This is a genomic window from Pseudomonas sp. 2957, assembly GCF_031456345.1.
GTDB lineage: Bacteria > Pseudomonadota > Gammaproteobacteria > Pseudomonadales > Pseudomonadaceae > Aquipseudomonas > Aquipseudomonas siliginis.
This window is the reverse complement of sequence record NZ_JAVDUL010000002.1, coordinates 742,825-758,884: the sequence shown is the minus strand read 5'-3', so window position 1 is coordinate 758,884 and position 16,060 is coordinate 742,825. Positions and strand designations below refer to the sequence as shown.

Below are 16,060 nucleotides of genomic sequence, written 5' to 3'. Positions count from 1 at the left end.
GGTAAGCCATGAAACCGATTCGTCTGCGCGCCGATGTCCTCGCCGGACTCACCACCTCGTTCGCCCTGTTGCCCGAATGCATTGCTTTCGCCCTGGTCGCGCATCTCAATCCGCTGATGGGCCTGTATGGCGCGTTCATCATTTGTACGCTGACGGCGCTGTTTGGCGGCCGGCCGGGCATGGTTTCCGGCGCGGCGGGCTCGATGGCGGTGGTGATCGTCGCGCTGGTGGTGCAACACGGCGTGCAATATCTGCTGGCAACGGTGCTGCTCGGCGGTCTGATCATGATGGCGTTCGGGCTGTTGCGCTTGGGCAAACTGGTGCGCATGGTGCCGCATCCGGTGATGCTCGGTTTCGTCAACGGCCTGGCGATCATCATTGCCCTGGCGCAACTGGAGCACTTCAAAAGCGGCGAGCACTGGCTCAGCGGTACGCCGCTGTATCTGATGACCGGGCTGGTGCTGCTGACCATGGCCATCGTTTACATTCTGCCGCGCCTGACCAAAGCGGTACCGCCGGCGCTGGTGGCGATCCTTGGTGTCGGCCTGCTGGTTTACCTCTTCGGCCTGCCGACCCGCACCCTCGGCGACATGGCGCACATTGCCGGCGGTCTGCCGACTTTCGCCATGCCAGACATTCCATGGAGCCTGGAAACGCTGCGCATCATCGCCCCGTACGCAATCCTGATGGCGATGGTCGGACTGCTGGAAACCTTGCTGACACTGAACCTGACCGACGAAATCACCGAGACCCGTGGCTATCCGGATCGTGAGTGCGTGGCGCTCGGCGCGGCCAACATGGTGTCCGGTGCGTTCGGCGGCATGGGCGGTTGCGCGATGATCGGCCAGACCGTGATCAACCTCAGCTCCGGCGGGCGCGGGCGCTTGTCCGGCGTGGTTGCCGGTGTGCTGATTCTGTTGTTCATTCTGTTTCTGTCACCGCTGATCGAGCGTATTCCGCTGGCCGCACTGGTTGGGGTGATGTTTGTGGTATCGCAGCAGACGTTCGCCTGGGCGTCGTTGCGGGTGATCAACAAGGTGCCGCTGCACGATGTGCTGGTGATCATCGCCGTGACCACCATCACCGTGTTCACCGATCTGGCCACGGCCGTGCTGTGCGGGATCATCATCGCCGCGCTCAACTTCGCCTGGCAGCAGGCGCGCGAACTGTACGCCGATGAACACCTGGAGGCCGACGGCAGCAAGCTCTATCGCCTGCACGGCACGCTGTTCTTTGCCTCGACCACGCCGTTTCTCAATCAGTTCGATCCGGCCAACGATCCGGCGAAAGTCACTCTCGACTGCCGACACCTGAGCTTTGTCGATTACTCGGCGATTGCCGCGTTGAAAACCTTGCGTGAACGCTACGCCAAGGCTGGCAAGCATTTACAGGTGTTTCACCTGTCGGAACGCTGCAAGAAATTACTCAAGCGCGCCGGCGTCGATCACGACTGACGCCGCTGGTTTTGCGTCCTTGAGCCAGGTCTTGCCGAGAATCCGCGAGACCTGTTCGGCGGAATAGGGCTTGGCGAGAAACTCGAAACCTTCGTACCCGCTGCGGGCCAGTTCTTCGCTGTAGCCGGAGGTCAGAATCACCGGTAGATCGGGGCGGCGCTGGCGCAGCTCCCTGGCCAGCGCGACGCCGGTGATGCCCGGCATGACCACGTCGGAAAACACCGCATCGAACGCGCTGGCATCGCTGCCCGCCAACTGCAGGGCTTCTTCAGCGTTGGTTGCCCATGCGGTTTCATAGCCCAGATCCTGGAGGATCTGGTTGGCGAAACGGCCGACGTCGAGATTGTCTTCTACCACCAGCACCCGGCGTTTTTCGCAGGCCGGCTGCACCTCGCCATCGTCCTCTGCCTGGTCCATTTCTGCCTCGATCGCCGGCACTTGCGGCAAATACAAGGTGAACTCGGTGCCTTGGCCAAGCACGCTGGAAACATCGACGTTGCCGCCGGATTGCTTGGCGAAGCCGAACACCTGCGACAGCCCCAGCCCCGTGCCTTTGCCGACAGCCTTGGTGGTAAAGAACGGTTCGAAGATGTGTTCAAGGGTGTGTGCGTCGATGCCGGCACCGGTGTCGGCCAGGGCAATCGACACGAAATGGCTGCTGGACCCGGCGTGACCGCGAATCGGCGGCAGCGCTTTGTGGCACTCCAGGCGCAATTTCAGCTCACCTTGACCATTCATGGCGTCGCGGGCGTTAAGCGCAATGTTGATCAACGCGGTTTCAAACTGACTCAGATCGACACGGATGTAGCAGGGGTGATCCGGACGTTCGACGCACACGTGAATCTGCGCGCCGGTGACCGATTCGAGCATTTCGCCAATATTGGCCAGACGTTCGCCGGCATCGACCACTTGCGGATTGAGCGGCTGGCGGCGGGCGAACGCGAGCAACTGGCTGGTCAGCTTGGAGGCGCGCTCGACGGTGTCGGACACCGCGCGCATGTAGCGCTGACGGCGTTCTTCCGGCAGGTTGGGCTGGCGCAGAAAGTCCACCGACGAACGAATGATCGTCAGCAGATTGTTGAAGTCGTGGGCGACGCCGCCGGTCAATTGGCCGATGGCTTCGAGCTTCTGCGACTGGCGCAACGCCGACTCGGCCTGGGCCAGGCGCAAGCTGCGCTCTTCGACCCGTTGCTCCAGCGTGGCGTTGAGCTCCGCCAGCGCCAGCAGGCCTTCGCGCACATTGGCATCGGCGCGCACCCGCTCGATGTGCGCCCAGCACCGTTCGGTCACTTCGCTCATCAATGCCTGCTCAAATTGCGACCAGACCCGCGGCACTTTGTCGTGGACGGCCATCAATGCGGTCAGACGGCCCTGCTTGATCAGTGGTACACAAATGGTCGCGGTAATACCGATGGCCTGAAAGGTCGCCGACTCTTCCGGTGGTAGCTCGCCGCGGTTGTCATGGATGACCAGCGGTTCCCCGGCGCGCAGCAGACGCACTGCCTTCTCACCGAAATCGCGCAGGCGGTAGTGGCCGACGATGCTTGGCGAACCCGGTGCCGCATAGTCGCCGCGAATGGTGAAGCCGTCCTCGTCGGCATCCATGTCGGCGTACGCGCAGTTGGACAATTGCAACTGCTCGACCATCAGCCGGGTGCTCGCCGCCAGGATTGCTTGCGCATCGGTGGCATTGGTCACCGCTTCGCCGATGGCATCGAGGACGGCCAGGCGTTGGTTGAGATAAACGGTCTGGGTGGTCTCGGTGACCGTGTCGAGCATGCCGACGACATTGCCGTGGGAGTCACGAATCGGGCTGTAACAGAAAGTGAAGAACGCCTGCTCCGGACCGTTGCCGCGTTCGATCTTCAGGGCAAAGTTTTCGATGTAGGTGGCTTGGCCGGCATAGGCCGCCTCGGCTATCGGGCTGATCTCATGCCAGGCTTCTTTCCAGATGTCGCTGAAAGGACGTCCCAGCGCATGCGGCTTGTCGCCGAGAATCGGCACGAAGGCGTCGTTATAGAGAGTGATCAATTGCGGGCCCCAGACGATCGCCTGAGGGAAATGCGACGCGAGACTGAGCGAGACAGTGGTCTTGAGTACATCGGGCCAGTTTTCCAACGGGCCGAGGGGCGAATTCGCCCAGTCGTGACGGCGGATCTGCCCGGCCATCTCGCCGTTGTCTTGCAACCAGTCTGTCATGGGGTTCGTATCTTTCCGGGCATTTGTCTGAGAACAAAGACCTGCGCGCAGGGTGTTTGGTTTCAGCGCACCAGACACTGTTTGCGCTGCGAATTATTCTGACCTACATCATGGCAGCAAAAAACAGCGCTGGCGAAAAGAGCATCTTTTCGCCAGCGGATTTTTCTTCAGTTCGTGAGCGACTGCTCAGGCCTCGACGGTCGGGAAATCAATGTCGGTCAACGCCGTGTTGTTCAGGTAGTTGGTCAATGTCTGCACGGCCACCAGGGCAATCACTTCGATGATCTTGCGGTCATCGATACCGGCAGCGCGAGCAGCGGCCAACTGTTCATCGCTCAAGTGGCCACGGGTTTCGGTCAGTTGGCGGGCGAGGGCGGCGTAGGCATTCAGTTCGCCTTGACGGGCCGCGACGATGTCCTGTGGCGAGAGCCCGGCCTTGCCGGCGAACATTGTGTGTGCGGACAGGCAGTAGTCGCAGCCGTTTACTTGCGAAGTGGCGAGGTAGACGGCTTCTTTTTCCTGGGCGCTGAGCGAGGTCTTGCCGAGGATCGCCGAAGCTTGCAGGTAAGTGTCGAATGCAACTGGCGCTTGGGCGAGGGTAGTGAAGACGTTGGGCAGGAAGCCGATTTTTTTCTTCACGCCTTCCAGTGCAGGACGGGTGGCATCGGTGGCGGTGTCGAGGCTGATAGCGGGGATGCGGCTCATGGTGATTCTCCGAAATTCCGCAGCGAAGTGCAGCGGCGATGGAGAGATCTTAGGGGCTGCCAATGGCGCTTTGGCGGCAAATCGTCGAGGATATGCGGCAGATCGTCCAGATATGCCTTCGGGAGTCAGCCATGGATCGCCTTTCCACATTACTCAGTCATTTCGGCGTGAACGCCGGCACCTTCCATAGCGGCGCGTTTTGCGGCGTGAGCGTTCACGAAGGCGAGCCGGTCGGGCACGTGCATGTTCTGCAAGCCGGGGCGTTGCTGCTCAAACCGGGCAACGAGCGGGAGATCCGTCTGGACGAACCGTCACTGATTTTCTTTCCCCGGCCGTTTACCCATCGAATGTTTGCCGACGAAGCCATGGCCAGTCAGATTGTCTGTGCATCGCTGACCTTCGACGGCGGCTCGGGCAATGCCCTGGCCGCCGCGCTACCCGACTATCTGGTATTGAAACTCACCGACATCCCGGAACTGCGCAGCACCCTTGACTGGCTGTTCAATGAAGCCTTTGAAGGGCATTGCGGGCGCGTGGCGGTGATGGATCGCCTGTTCGAATTGCTGGTGATTCTGTTGCTGCGCCATCTCATCGGCAGTCGAGATCAGCAACCGGGCATGATGGCCGGGCTGGCTGACCCGCGCTTGTCTCGCGCTTTGAACCTGATCCATGAGCAGCCGCACAAGCCTTGGAGTGTGGCCGATCTCGCGGCGGCGGCGAACCAGTCCCGCGCCGGTTTCGCCGAGCAGTTTCGCCGCGTGGTCGGGCAGACGCCGGCCGATTATCTGCTGAGCTGGCGCGTCAGTCTTGCGCAGAAACGCCTGCGCGAAGGCCGGCCGATTGCGCTGATTGCCGAAGAGGTCGGTTACGAAAGTCCGTCGGCGCTGGCCCGGGCGTTTCGGCGCAAGACCGGGCTGAGTCCTCGGCAATGGAAAGCCGGACACTGAACATTACCTGGCGAATTTCTTCGCTCCGGCCACGCAAAGAATCACCCCAAGCGTTACGCCGAGCATGCCGACGCTGACCTGCTCATGCAGCAACGTCGCCGCCAGTGCCAGACCAAAAAACGGCTGCAGCAACTGCAACTGCCCGATCGCCGCAATCCCGCCCTGGGCCAGGCCGCGATACCAGAACACAAAGCCGATCAGCATGCTGAACAGCGACACGTAGCCCAGGCACATCCACGCAGGCAAGCTGATGTTGCCGAACGAGGCGGGCGCCAGCCACAGGCTCAGCACTGCCATCAGCGGTAACGACATTACCAGCGCCCAGCAGATCACCTGCCAGCCGCCGAGGCTGCGTGACAGTTTCGCGCCTTCGGCGTAACCGAGGCCGCAGGCGAGAATCGCCGCGAGCATCAGCAAGTCCCCGGTCGGCGACGCGCTCAGGCCTTGGGACAGAGCGAAGCCCACCACCAATGCGCTGCCCAGCACCGAAAAGATCCAGAACACCGGCCGTGGCCGCTCACCGCCACGCAAGACACCAAACATTGCCGTGGCCAGCGGCAGCAATCCTACAAACACGATCGAATGCGCTGACGTTAAGTGCTGCAATGCCAGCGCGGTCAACAGCGGAAAACCCAACACCACGCCCAGCGCCACAATCACCAGCGACAGCCACTGATGGCGCGACGGTCGCGGTTGCTTGAACAACAGCAGAAGTCCGACCGCCAGTGCGCCGGCAATCGCTGCTCGCACCACGGTCAGAAACACCGGATCGAATTCCAGCACCGCCAAACGTGTGGCCGGCAGCGAACCGCTGAAAATCAGCACGCCGATAAAACCGTTGATCCAGCCACTGGTTTTTTCCAGCGCCGGGTGGGCCGCAGTCGATGTTGTGTGCATGTCGGTTGCGCTCAAATAGTGGGTTGTATTGCGGCGATCCTAGGGCTGAGAATCAGCACAATCAAAAAATTGTCATGGATACAGCCGGCATGCCCCGATCCCGTTACAAGACCTTGGTTGACCGTTATGCGGCGGATATTCGTGGCGGACGACTGCCGCCGGGCACGCGATTGCCTACGCATCGGCAACTGGCGGCGCAGGAAGGACTGGCGCTGGTTACCGCTTCACGGGTTTATGCCGAGCTTGAGGCGATGGGCCTGGTCAGTGGCGAAGCCGGGCGCGGCACTTTTGTGCGGGAAACGTCGCTGGCGCCGGGGCAGGGCATCGATCAGAAAGACGTAGCGGTCGGCATGATCGACCTGAATTTCAACTATCCGTCGTTGCCCGGTCAGGCTGAGCTGTTGCGCACGGCGTTGCGGCAACTGGCGTTGTCCGGCGATCTCGAAGCGTTGCTGCGTTATCAACCCCACGCCGGACGTGCCCACGAACGCGCCTCGGTGGCGCGACATTTGTCGACACGCGGCGTGACCGTTGGAGCCGACCAAGTGCTGATCGTCAATGGCGCTCAGCAAGGTTTGGCGGTGACGCTGATGGCCCTGCTCAAACCCGGTGATGTGATCGCCGCCGATGCGCTGACGTATTCCGGGTTCAAGGTGCTGGCCGACGCGTTGCATCTGGAAGTGCTGGCGATCCCGATGACAGAGCACGGCCCGGATTTGCCGGCACTGGACAGGCTCTGCCGCCAGCGTGCGGTGCGCGCCGTGTACAGCATGCCGACGCTGCACAATCCGCTGGGCTGGGTCATGCCACTGGAACAGCGCGAGCAATTGGTGGCGATTGCCCGGCGCTATGATCTGACACTTATCGAAGATGCGGCCTACGCGTTTCTGGTGGAAAATCCGCCGCGAACCTTGATCGATCTGGCACCGGAACGGACGTTTTACGTATCGGGCCTGTCGAAAAACATCGCCACCGGTTTGCGCGTCGGCTTCATCGCGGCGCCGCTGCCTCAAGTGCCCGCACTGGAACGAATCATTCGCGCGACAACGTGGAACACGCCCGGGGTGATGACCGCCATTGCGTGCGGTTGGCTCGACGACGGCACCGTCACCGTGCTTGAGAAGCAGAAGCGTAGTGATGCGATGGCACGACAGGCCTTGGCCGCCGAGGTGCTGAAGGGGCTGCGCTACATTGCTCATCCGGCCTCGTATTTTCTGTGGTTGCCGTTGCCCGAAGATGTGCGTGCCGATCAGATCGTGGTCGAGTTGATGCAGCAGCAGATTTCGGTCACCACCGCCGAGCCGTTTTCGCTGTCGGCCAATACGCCCCATGCGATTCGTCTGGCTCTCGGGTCGGTGGACATGCACGTGTTGCGTCAGGCGTTGATCACTGTCAGAACGATTGTCGGCGCTTATCTGTAAACTGCGTTCACGCCATGAAAAGCCAGGTTTGGACTGTTTAATGAAATTCACCACAGCACTGCTTCTCGCCTTGATCTTCAGCACCAGCGCTCAGGCTGAGGGCGATCCTGAAGCCGGGGCGAAAATCTTTCCGCGTCTGTGCGGCGGTTGCCATCAGGTTGGCGAGTCGGCGCGTTCGGGGTTTGGTCCGCAGTTGAACGGCATCGTTGGCCGGGCTGCGGGGGCTTCGGCCAATTATGTTTATTCCGCTGCGATGAAAAACTCGGGGATTACTTGGGATCGGGCGACGTTGAAAGCGTATCTGAAGGATCCGAAAGGGGTGGTGCCGGGGACGCGAATGATTTTCTGGGGGCTGAGTGATGAGGAGAAGTTGAATAATTTGTTGGCTTATCTGCAGAGGTTCAGTGCTGAGCCCTAGTCGGGCGATGGTTTCCTGGCTGATTGAGTACATATCCATTGCTGCGGTAACGGCTGCTTAGGGTTCCGCCCTTACGGCGGGTCACCTTTTTCAAACGCCAAAAAGGTAACCCAAAAGGCTTGCTCCTGCGTTCGGCCCTCGCAGGCTCGGGTCCCTTCGCTGCGGGATCGATCCGGGCGCAGCGGCTACGGTTTGCTTCGCTGCACCTCCTTCCGCTGTGTCTGGCTGCGCCAGACGGTCGCTGCGCTCCCACGCCCGGATCAATCCCTCCGCTCAGCCTTCCGACGTCGCCGGTGGATCAAGATCAAAAGCGGTACTCGAGCTTGCGCTCATTGTGGAGTGGGGCGGCTTCGCCGCGGGCAGCTGCGCTGCTTTGCTTTTTTGTGGGAGCGAGCCTGCTCGCGAAAGCGGTTCTCCAAACGACCAATATCTCCGGCTTTACCTCATCCCTGTGGGAGCTGGCTTGCCAGCGATGGCAGCCTGTCTCTGGTTGATATACGCCGGTGTCAGTGAGCATGGAACGCCACCTGATTGCGCCCCGCAGCTTTCGCCTGATACAGCTGCTGATCGGCGCGTTTGATCAGGGCCGTGTGGTTGTTGTCTGCCGGATCTGCCAGGCCAAGGCCAATACTCACCGTGACGTTGCCGACGCCGGGAAACTGCGCTTCGGCGACTGCCATGCGAATTTTTTCGGCAACGACTTCCGGGGTGTCGGGTTGCGCGACTTCCGGCAGCAGTACGGCGAACTCTTCGCCGCCGTAGCGGGCGACGAAATCGGTGCTGCGCACGCTGTTCTGGATCAAGGTCGCCAGTTGTTGCAGGACCTCGTCACCGACCGCGTGGCCGTGGCTGTCATTGATGCGTTTGAAGTGGTCGGCATCGATCAGCAGCAGGGCAAACGGGCGTCCGGTGCGTCGGGACAGCAGCGAGTATTCAGTGATTTTTTCGTCAAAACGGCGACGGTTGTAAACGCCGGTCAAGCCGTCATGTGTGGCCAGGCTCAGCAGTTCGGCGTTGGCCTCGGTGAGTGCGGCGGTGCGTTGTGCCACGGTGGCTTCCAGCGAGGCGTTGGCTTCTTGCAGCTCGCGTTCCTTGCCGAGCAGTGACTGCGTCATTGCGTCGATGGACTGGCCGAGCTGGGCGATTTCCAGCACCGGATGCTGCAGCTGGAACTGTGCCCCGGCCTGGTTGTTTTGCACTTGTTTGGCCGAGCGTGCCAGTTGTTCGATAGGGCGGCTCAGGTACAGCGCCAGGTAATAAGCCACCAGACCGAAAACGATGGCGGCGAAAACGCCGAGGATCAGCAATTCGTATTGCAGCATCCGCGCCGGTTGCAGCGCAGTCTCCAATGGCTGGCGAATGGCGATCGACCATGATAGCGCCGTGCCCGATGGCGTCGGCACGGTGACCATGCTGGTCAGGTAACCGTTGGCCGCCGTCCAGCCCGACAATACCGGATCGTTGGTCGCCAGCTGTTGGCCCATCAGCGCTTCGGGGTAGAGCACCTTGCCGTCGTGATCGACAATCAGCGCCTGGATATCCGGCGCCGAGTTCTTGTGGGAAAACGCTGCCGACTCGACGATGCGCGTTACCCAACTCCAGTGTGCATGTGCGCCCAGCACGCCAATCACCTGTCCTTCGGCATTGTGGATTGGCGCGGCGAAATCGATGAAGCGCAGCGGCTCGCCATTGGGCAGGCCCGGCAACAACTTGGCCAGCAACACTGCTTCGTGGGGATCGCCGGTGTATTGCCGGCGCAAGCCGATCTGGAACCACGGGCGTTTCTGCACCGATTGACCGACCAGCAGATCATTGACCGCCTGGCGCACATTACCCTCGGCGTCGGTGACGCCCATCCACGCATATTCGGCGCGCGCCTGGGTGCGCAACTGCATCGACTTGAGGATGGCTGGGTTGTCCAGATCTCCGCGCTCCAGATGCGGTGCGCGACTGAGCAGGTAGACCTCCAGTTGCCGTTCGCGCAGTTGTTCGCCCAACAGCGTCGCCGCTGCACGCGCGGTGTTCAGCAAGGCGTTGCCGCTGGCCTGCTTCATTTGTTCGGTGGCGATATGACCGACATAAAAGCCGACGCTCAATAACGTCAGCAGGGACAAACCGCCGAACCACAGGGTGAGATGGCTACGCAGACTGGCTTTGAACATGGAGGCGGGTGTCTGTCTTTATTGAAGTGGCGCCATGGTATGCGACATCGCCGATGGGCGGCCAGCGAACGGGTTCATGTAAATATAAAGAAGATTGATGTTAATGAGCCATCATTTTGGTTAGAATGCGCGCCGCCCGAGAGACGGATCCCGGGCGTTTTCCCATGGAGTTTTACCGTGAAATACCTCAGCAAAGTAGTCGCCGCCGCACTGTTCGGTGTGGTTCTGGCAGGTTGCACCGGCGCCCCGATGAAAACCGCCCATTACGACAGCAACCAATACACCGTGGTTGGCCACAGCGAAGCATCGGCCACCGGCCTGCTGCTGTTTGGCATCATCCCTATCCGCCAGAACAGCCGATTTGTGCGCGCGCAAAACGCGGCCATCCAAGCCAAGGGCGGCGATGCAATGATCAACACGCAGGTTCAGGAAAACTGGTTCTGGGCCTGGGTCCTGACCGGTTACACCACCACCATCTCCGGTGATGTGGTCAAGCTGAAAACCGCGCAGTAAGCGACGGTTGAATGCAAAAAAGCCCGGCTGATCAGGCCGGGCTTTTTCATGGGTGTTGCGGTCATGCAGATGATTCAGGCGACACGGCGTTCGATCAGACGATCAGAACCACCTTCGGCGACACGGCGTTCGAGCAGACGATCCGAACCACCTTCGGCAACGCGGCGCTCGATCAGACGATCAGAGCCACCCTCGGCAACGCGGCGTTCGAGCAGACGATCAGAGCCACCTTCAGCAACGCGGCGCTCGATCAGACGATCAGAGCCACCTTCAGCAACGCGGCGTTCGAGCAGACGATCAGAGCCACCTTCAGCAACGCGGCGATCGATCAAGCGATCGGAGCCACCCTCGGCAACACGGCGTTCAATCAGACGATCCGAACCACCTTCAGCAACACGGCGTTCGAGCAGACGATCTGAACCACCTTCAGCCAGACGGCTTTCGATCAGCTTGTCCGAGCCGCCTTCAGCGACCAGGGTGTGAGCAGGCGTTACTGCAAAAGCGTTAACTGCGAAAACCGAGAAAGCGATGCCGAGAAGGGTTTGGCGTTTCATGATCGTGTGCTCCAGGAAGTTGTTTGTTTGTCTGGAGCCGATGTTACGCCGCGCAGTTTTTATGAGAACTTCATTGACGTGATGGTGAACATCGACGCCGATGATGTTTGCCATAAGCGGCGATTCAAAGGGCTTTTGCCCGAATGCACAACTCGCCGCTGGCACGAATCAGCGCCATGTCATGCAGCGAATCGGCGGCCAGACCGTTGCGGACATTGGCCAGCCATGCCGGGCAATTCGGATCCTGGCGATAGGGCGCGAAGGCGGCGTACTGCTGCAACAAGCGCTTTTGCAGTTCATCCAGGCGCGGGCGGATCTGTTTGCCCAGATCCGGACGCGGTGTGTCCGGTGCAGCACCTGCCGCTTGCCATTGCGCGAGCAGACCGTATTGCACCAGTTTGTTCGCTTCCATCTGTGCGGCGATCAGTTGCGCGACATCGTCTGCGTCGAGTTGATGTTCGGCGGCCAGAGTTCGGGCATTGGCGATGACCTGCGCCTCTCTCGGGCTGTCCTGGATCGGCTTGCCGCTGTCCCACTTGGTCAACGCAACCAGATCGCCGATGCTCAGGCGTTCATTCAAAGTGGCCAGTAGCGGTTTCAATGAAGCAGGCGCCGCTGCGGGTGCGGCCGCTTGAGCGTAGGCGGCCGACAGAGCGAGGAGGGAGCCAAGCAGAAAATTTGCAACGTTACGCATGAACCGAGCCTCAATAGTCAGTGTCGAGAGAATCGCTGATTTACCACAGCCGCACACTGACACAAAGCGATGCCTGGCATTTACACAAATGCAAAACAGGCAATCAACGCCGATGGGAAATGTTGATTGCACGCTGCACGCAACTCACCGAAGCTATCGTCAATCAGGCCTGCCGCCGTCGAGATGGACCTCCATTCAATGCAAAGCGCCACCTTCGCCAAGCCGCTCTGGCAAACCTATCTGCTGTTTCTCGCGCCGATGGTGCTGTCGAACTTCCTGCAATCGATGTCCGGGACGGTCAACAGCATCTATATCGGCCAGATGCTCGGCACACAGGCGCTGGCGGCGGTATCCGGCATGTTTCCCGTCGTGTTCTTTTTCATCGCCCTGGTCATCGGCCTTGGAGCTGGCGCGGGCGTGTTGATCGGTCAGGCGTGGGGCGCGCGCGAAACGCACATGGTCAAGGCGATTGCCGGAGCGACGTTGCTACTGGGTGTGTTGATCGGTTTGGTCGCGGCGGTGCTGGGCACGGTGTTTGCGCGACAGGCACTGACGGGGTTGGGCACGCCGGCGGATGTGCTCGACGACGCGGTGGACTATGCCCACGTCATGTTGTGGATTCTGCCATCGCTACTGGTATTCGTGCTGTTCACCCAATTGCTGCGTGGTGTCAGCGATACGCTGTCGCCACTACTCGCGCTGATCGTCTCCACCGCCGTGGGGCTGGCGCTGACGCCAGCGTTGATTCGCGGCTGGCTGGGCTTGCCACCGTTGGGCATTCAGAGCGCGGCGTATGCCGGGCTGGCGGGGAATCTCTCAGCAATGGCGTGGCTGGCCTGGCGGCTGATCCGCAAGGGCCATCCGCTGGCGCCGGATCGAGAGTTCTTTGCCGCACTGCGACTGGATCGGGCCATTCTCGGCAAGGTCCTGCGCATCGGCCTGCCCACCGGCGTACAGATGATCGTGCTGTCGTTGTCGGAGCTGGTGATCCTGGCACTGGTCAACCAGCACGGCTCGCAAGCGACGGCGGCGTATGGCGCAGTAACGCAGATCGTCAACTATGTGCAGTTTCCGGCGCTGTCGATTGCGATCACCGCATCGATTCTCGGTGCCCAGGCGATCGGCGCCGGGCATTTGCAACGCATGGGGCCGATCCTGCGCACCGGGCTGTTGATCAACGTGTGCCTGACCGGTGGCCTGATTGTGTTGGGTTATCTGCTATCGCACTGGTTGCTGGGCCTGTTCCTGACCGAGGACTCGACCCGGGCGATGGCCGAGCATCTGCTGCACATCATGCTCTGGAGCCTGTTGGTGTTCGGCTTCCAGGCCATCATCGGCGGGATCATGCGCGCCAGCGGCACCGTCCTGGTGCCGGTGGTCATTTCGATTGTCTGCGTGGTCGGCGTGCAGTTGCCGGCGGCGTACTGGCTCGATGGGCAGTTCGGTTTGCAGGGTGTGTGGATGGCTTTTCCGGTTGCCTATCTGGGGATGCTGATACTGCAGACGCTCTATTACAAACTGGTCTGGAAGCACCAGAAGATCGAGCGGTTGATTTAGGCACGGCGGACAAACATTTCTCTGTCCCCCGAGACGAAAGCATCGTAGCGTATGCGCCCACAACAATAAGGGAATGACGAGGGTTCAAGTGGGAGCTTTTCGACTGCTGTTGGCGGTGTTGGTCGCTGTATCTCATATGGGCAAAAAGTTCGCCGGACTGAATCCTGGTGTGATCGCCGTCATCTCGTTCCTGATCATCAGTGGATTCGTCATGGCTTCGCTCATCGAGCGAAACTACCGTGAGCCGAGGAAGATCGGTCTGTTCTATATCGACAGGGCTCTGAGGTTGTATCCGCAATTTCTGGTCTACTTCGTCGCCTCGTGTCTGGTTATTCATTTTCTGTTGCCCGGTACGCCCCAAGCGGCTGAGCTGACATGGAAGACCCTGTCCACCAGTTTGCTCATGCTACCGCTTGGCTATTACATGTTCGGCGTCGGCGGGACCGAGATCCTGCCACCGGGCTGGTCGCTGGGGCTGGAAATGAGTTTTTATCTGTTGATCCCATTTCTGCTGATTTTCAAGACGCAGGGTGTCGCCTTTGCTGTCTCGGTCGGGATTTTTTTGCTGGCTTGCCTTGGCTTTATCAATACCGACGTCTATGGATATCGTCTGCTGCCGGGCGTGTTGTTCATCTTCCTGTGCGGCTGCTATCTGTACCAACGCAATATCAGAGCAATGGTCGTTGTCACCGGCACAGCCGTTGCGGCGGGACTGATGTTTGTAGCGATCATGGTCGGATGGATTGAGCGTCATCCGTTCAATGCCGAAGTCACTCTCGGTATCGCGGTGGGCATTCCCTTGGTCTACCTGTTGACCAAACTCAAGTTCCACCGGATGGACGAGTTCCTGGGCAATATCAGTTATGGCGTGTTTCTTAACCACTTTGTGGTGATGTATCTACTGCGGGGTTTTTGGCCCGTCGCGTATGACGCCTACGTTGTCGGAGCGGTGCTGGCGTTGTCATTTTTCTGCAGTGGCCTGACGTATTACTGCGTCGAGCGACCGGCGCTGAAGTTGCGTCACCACCTGCGCGGCAGGGCGAAGGAAAGGCCGGTTCAACCGGGGAGCGCCGAGAAAATTGTATTCCCTGTGAGTGAGCGTGAACTGGCATAACGCTCGGCTGTTTGCTTAAGTCAACCAAGGCCCCGACGACACACGCCGCCCGGAGAATTCCATGACGTCGCGATTGCTGCTGGTTGCCGCGTTTACATCCTTTGTCATGGCCTGTGCGCAGGCCGCTGAATATAACCGGGTCAACACCAGCGCCAGCCAGATCAGTTTCACCTACAACCAGATGGGCTCGCGAATGTACGGCACCTTTGGCAAGTTCGAGGCGGCTCTGGATTTAGATACCGAAAACCTTGCCAACGCCCGCACCACCTTGCATATCGACCTGAGCAGCATTGACGCCGGCAGCGAAGACGCCAATACCGAGCTGGTGAAACCCGCCTGGTTCGATACTGAAAAATTCCCGCTCGCGGTATTCGAGTCCCGCCGCTTCACCCAGGTGGCCGAGCATCGTTACCAGGTCGCCGGTCAGCTCACGCTCAAGGGCGTCACTCGCGATGTCGAGGTGCCGGTGGAGCTGAAACCGGACAACGCCATTGGCATTTTCGACGGCGAGCTGGTGCTCAACCGTGAGGAGTTCGGCCTCGGCGCAGGGGAGTGGGCGGACAGCGTGGTGTCGAAGGACATCTACATCAAATTCAGGGTGGTGGCGCCACAACAGTGACGGTTCGATAGATTCGGCGCGGTATGATGTCGCGGTTCGTCGACGGCTCTGATCATCGGCAACGTTTTTTATCGCCGGAGTTTGCCCATGCCACGCATCACCCACTACACCTCCCCATGCCCGGAAAGCGTCAACAGCCAGATCCTGCAAATGGTCGTCGATTACCTGACCGACATCAGTGCTGTCGGCCTCGGCCCGAGCAATCTGCTGTACAACGTTTATCAGTACGCGGTGGGTTATGAGGTGCATCTGTACCTCGAGGCGTTGAACGGCCAGAAGGGCACCGAGGTGGAATTGCTGGTGGCCACTGACGATGAGGATCCAGAGCAAGTCATCGGATTTCTCATCTGTCTGCCGGTGCAGGGCGATTGGGAGGCGTGCAGCGTCGCGTACATGGCGGTGCGTGAAGGCCATCGGCGTCAGGGTGTGGCGCGGGCGATGCTCGCGGACATGGTCGGGCGCTATCCGCATGCGGAACTGGCCTGCAGCATTGGCAAGGTGCCGTATTTCGAGGCGCTGGGTTTTGAAGTGATCGGCCAGCGCGAAACGCAGGTGCTGATGAGCACGCGGCATTACCGCAGCAACGGCTTGCGCGGGTTCATCGACACCACGCCGATCTACCGCTCGCTGGAAGTGCAGCAGATTCATACTTACTTGCTGCAGAAAAACGGCAAGCGCGCGATGCTCGATGCGGAAAAACAACGCGACCGCCATCTGGACCAGACCAGCCGCCACGTAGAAGAGTTTGTCCGTCAGCGCCTGACTCTGCACTGACCCGGCCAGTAAAAAGCCCTTGCTGCGCATTG

Annotated in this window: 15 protein-coding genes; 9 read left to right on the top strand and 6 right to left on the bottom strand. The window is 60.2% G+C overall.

Features of this window, described 5'->3' with window-relative positions; genetic code table 11:
* Positions 1–8: 8 nt before the first annotated feature.
* The gene (locus tag J2Y39_RS08945) at positions 9–1,454 is read left to right on the top strand and encodes a SulP family inorganic anion transporter (protein ID WP_041477048.1); all 1,446 of its coding nucleotides are present in this window, start codon (positions 9–11) and stop codon (positions 1,452–1,454) included.
* Here J2Y39_RS08945 and J2Y39_RS08940 read toward each other — a convergent pair.
* Both J2Y39_RS08940 and J2Y39_RS08935 read right to left on the bottom strand, forming a co-directional pair.
* The gene (locus tag J2Y39_RS08940) at positions 1,422–3,653 is read right to left on the bottom strand and encodes a response regulator (protein WP_310216837.1); all 2,232 of its coding nucleotides are present in this window, start codon (positions 3,651–3,653) and stop codon (positions 1,422–1,424) included. The two genes, J2Y39_RS08945 and J2Y39_RS08940, sit on opposite strands and share 33 nt — an antisense overlap.
* Positions 3,654–3,839: 186 nt before the next feature.
* Complete coding sequence (locus J2Y39_RS08935) at positions 3,840–4,358, bottom strand: carboxymuconolactone decarboxylase family protein (RefSeq protein WP_252876554.1); 519 nt, start codon at positions 4,356–4,358, stop codon at positions 3,840–3,842.
* Between the two features lie 131 nt (positions 4,359–4,489).
* Between J2Y39_RS08935 and J2Y39_RS08930 the strand changes: the two genes are divergently transcribed.
* Positions 4,490–5,305, top strand: a complete 816-nt coding sequence (locus tag J2Y39_RS08930) for an AraC family transcriptional regulator (RefSeq protein ID WP_150741130.1) — start codon at positions 4,490–4,492, stop codon at positions 5,303–5,305.
* Positions 5,306–5,308: 3 nt separating this feature from the next.
* Here J2Y39_RS08930 and J2Y39_RS08925 read toward each other — a convergent pair whose 3' ends face one another.
* On the bottom strand, positions 5,309–6,202 hold the full coding sequence (locus tag J2Y39_RS08925) for a DMT family transporter (RefSeq protein WP_310216830.1): 894 nt from the start codon (positions 6,200–6,202) through the stop codon (positions 5,309–5,311).
* A gap of 89 nt (positions 6,203–6,291) precedes the next feature.
* Here J2Y39_RS08925 and J2Y39_RS08920 point away from each other — a divergent pair, with 89 nt between their 5' ends.
* Entirely contained in the window at positions 6,292–7,623 is a 1,332-nt protein-coding gene (locus J2Y39_RS08920; RefSeq protein WP_310216828.1) for a PLP-dependent aminotransferase family protein, read from the top strand.
* Positions 7,624–7,663: 40 nt separating this feature from the next.
* Positions 7,664–8,041 carry a cytochrome c family protein gene (locus J2Y39_RS08915; protein ID WP_310216825.1) on the top strand — a complete coding sequence of 126 codons (378 nt, stop codon included), beginning with the start codon at positions 7,664–7,666 and terminating at the stop codon, positions 8,039–8,041.
* Between the two features lie 506 nt (positions 8,042–8,547).
* Here the strand turns inward: J2Y39_RS08915 and J2Y39_RS08910 are convergent.
* Entirely contained in the window at positions 8,548–10,203 is a 1,656-nt protein-coding gene (locus J2Y39_RS08910; protein ID WP_310216822.1) for a diguanylate cyclase, read from the bottom strand.
* A gap of 177 nt (positions 10,204–10,380) precedes the next feature.
* On the opposite strand from J2Y39_RS08910, the gene J2Y39_RS08905 reads away from it, so the two are divergent.
* Positions 10,381–10,716 carry a hypothetical protein gene (locus J2Y39_RS08905; protein WP_024013386.1) on the top strand — a complete coding sequence of 112 codons (336 nt, stop codon included), beginning with the start codon at positions 10,381–10,383 and terminating at the stop codon, positions 10,714–10,716.
* Positions 10,717–10,790: 74 nt separating this feature from the next.
* On the opposite strand, the gene J2Y39_RS08900 is transcribed toward J2Y39_RS08905, so the two are convergent.
* Positions 10,791–11,270, bottom strand: coding sequence for a phage infection protein (locus tag J2Y39_RS08900; RefSeq protein ID WP_310216819.1), 480 nt, complete (start codon positions 11,268–11,270; stop codon positions 10,791–10,793).
* Between the two features lie 124 nt (positions 11,271–11,394).
* Positions 11,395–11,964, bottom strand: coding sequence for a chorismate mutase (locus tag J2Y39_RS08895; protein WP_236168587.1), 570 nt, complete (start codon positions 11,962–11,964; stop codon positions 11,395–11,397).
* 198 nt (positions 11,965–12,162) lie between these two features.
* Here J2Y39_RS08895 and J2Y39_RS08890 point away from each other — a divergent pair, with 198 nt between their 5' ends.
* The 4 genes from J2Y39_RS08890 (at position 12,163) to J2Y39_RS08875 (ending at position 16,028) form a co-directional block, all read left to right on the top strand.
* Positions 12,163–13,521, top strand: a complete 1,359-nt coding sequence (locus J2Y39_RS08890; protein WP_252886415.1) for an MATE family efflux transporter — start codon at positions 12,163–12,165, stop codon at positions 13,519–13,521.
* An 88-nt stretch (positions 13,522–13,609) separates the two neighbouring features.
* Positions 13,610–14,635 (top strand): acyltransferase, encoded by a 1,026-nt coding sequence (locus J2Y39_RS08885; RefSeq protein ID WP_252867849.1) that lies wholly within the window; start codon positions 13,610–13,612, stop codon positions 14,633–14,635.
* A 61-nt stretch (positions 14,636–14,696) separates the two neighbouring features.
* Positions 14,697–15,254 (top strand): YceI family protein, encoded by a 558-nt coding sequence (locus J2Y39_RS08880; RefSeq protein ID WP_252876548.1) that lies wholly within the window; start codon positions 14,697–14,699, stop codon positions 15,252–15,254.
* A gap of 87 nt (positions 15,255–15,341) precedes the next feature.
* A complete protein-coding gene (locus J2Y39_RS08875) occupies positions 15,342–16,028 on the top strand; it encodes a GNAT family N-acetyltransferase (RefSeq protein WP_110600861.1) in 687 nt (228 codons plus the stop codon).
* Positions 16,029–16,060: the final 32 nt, after the last annotated feature.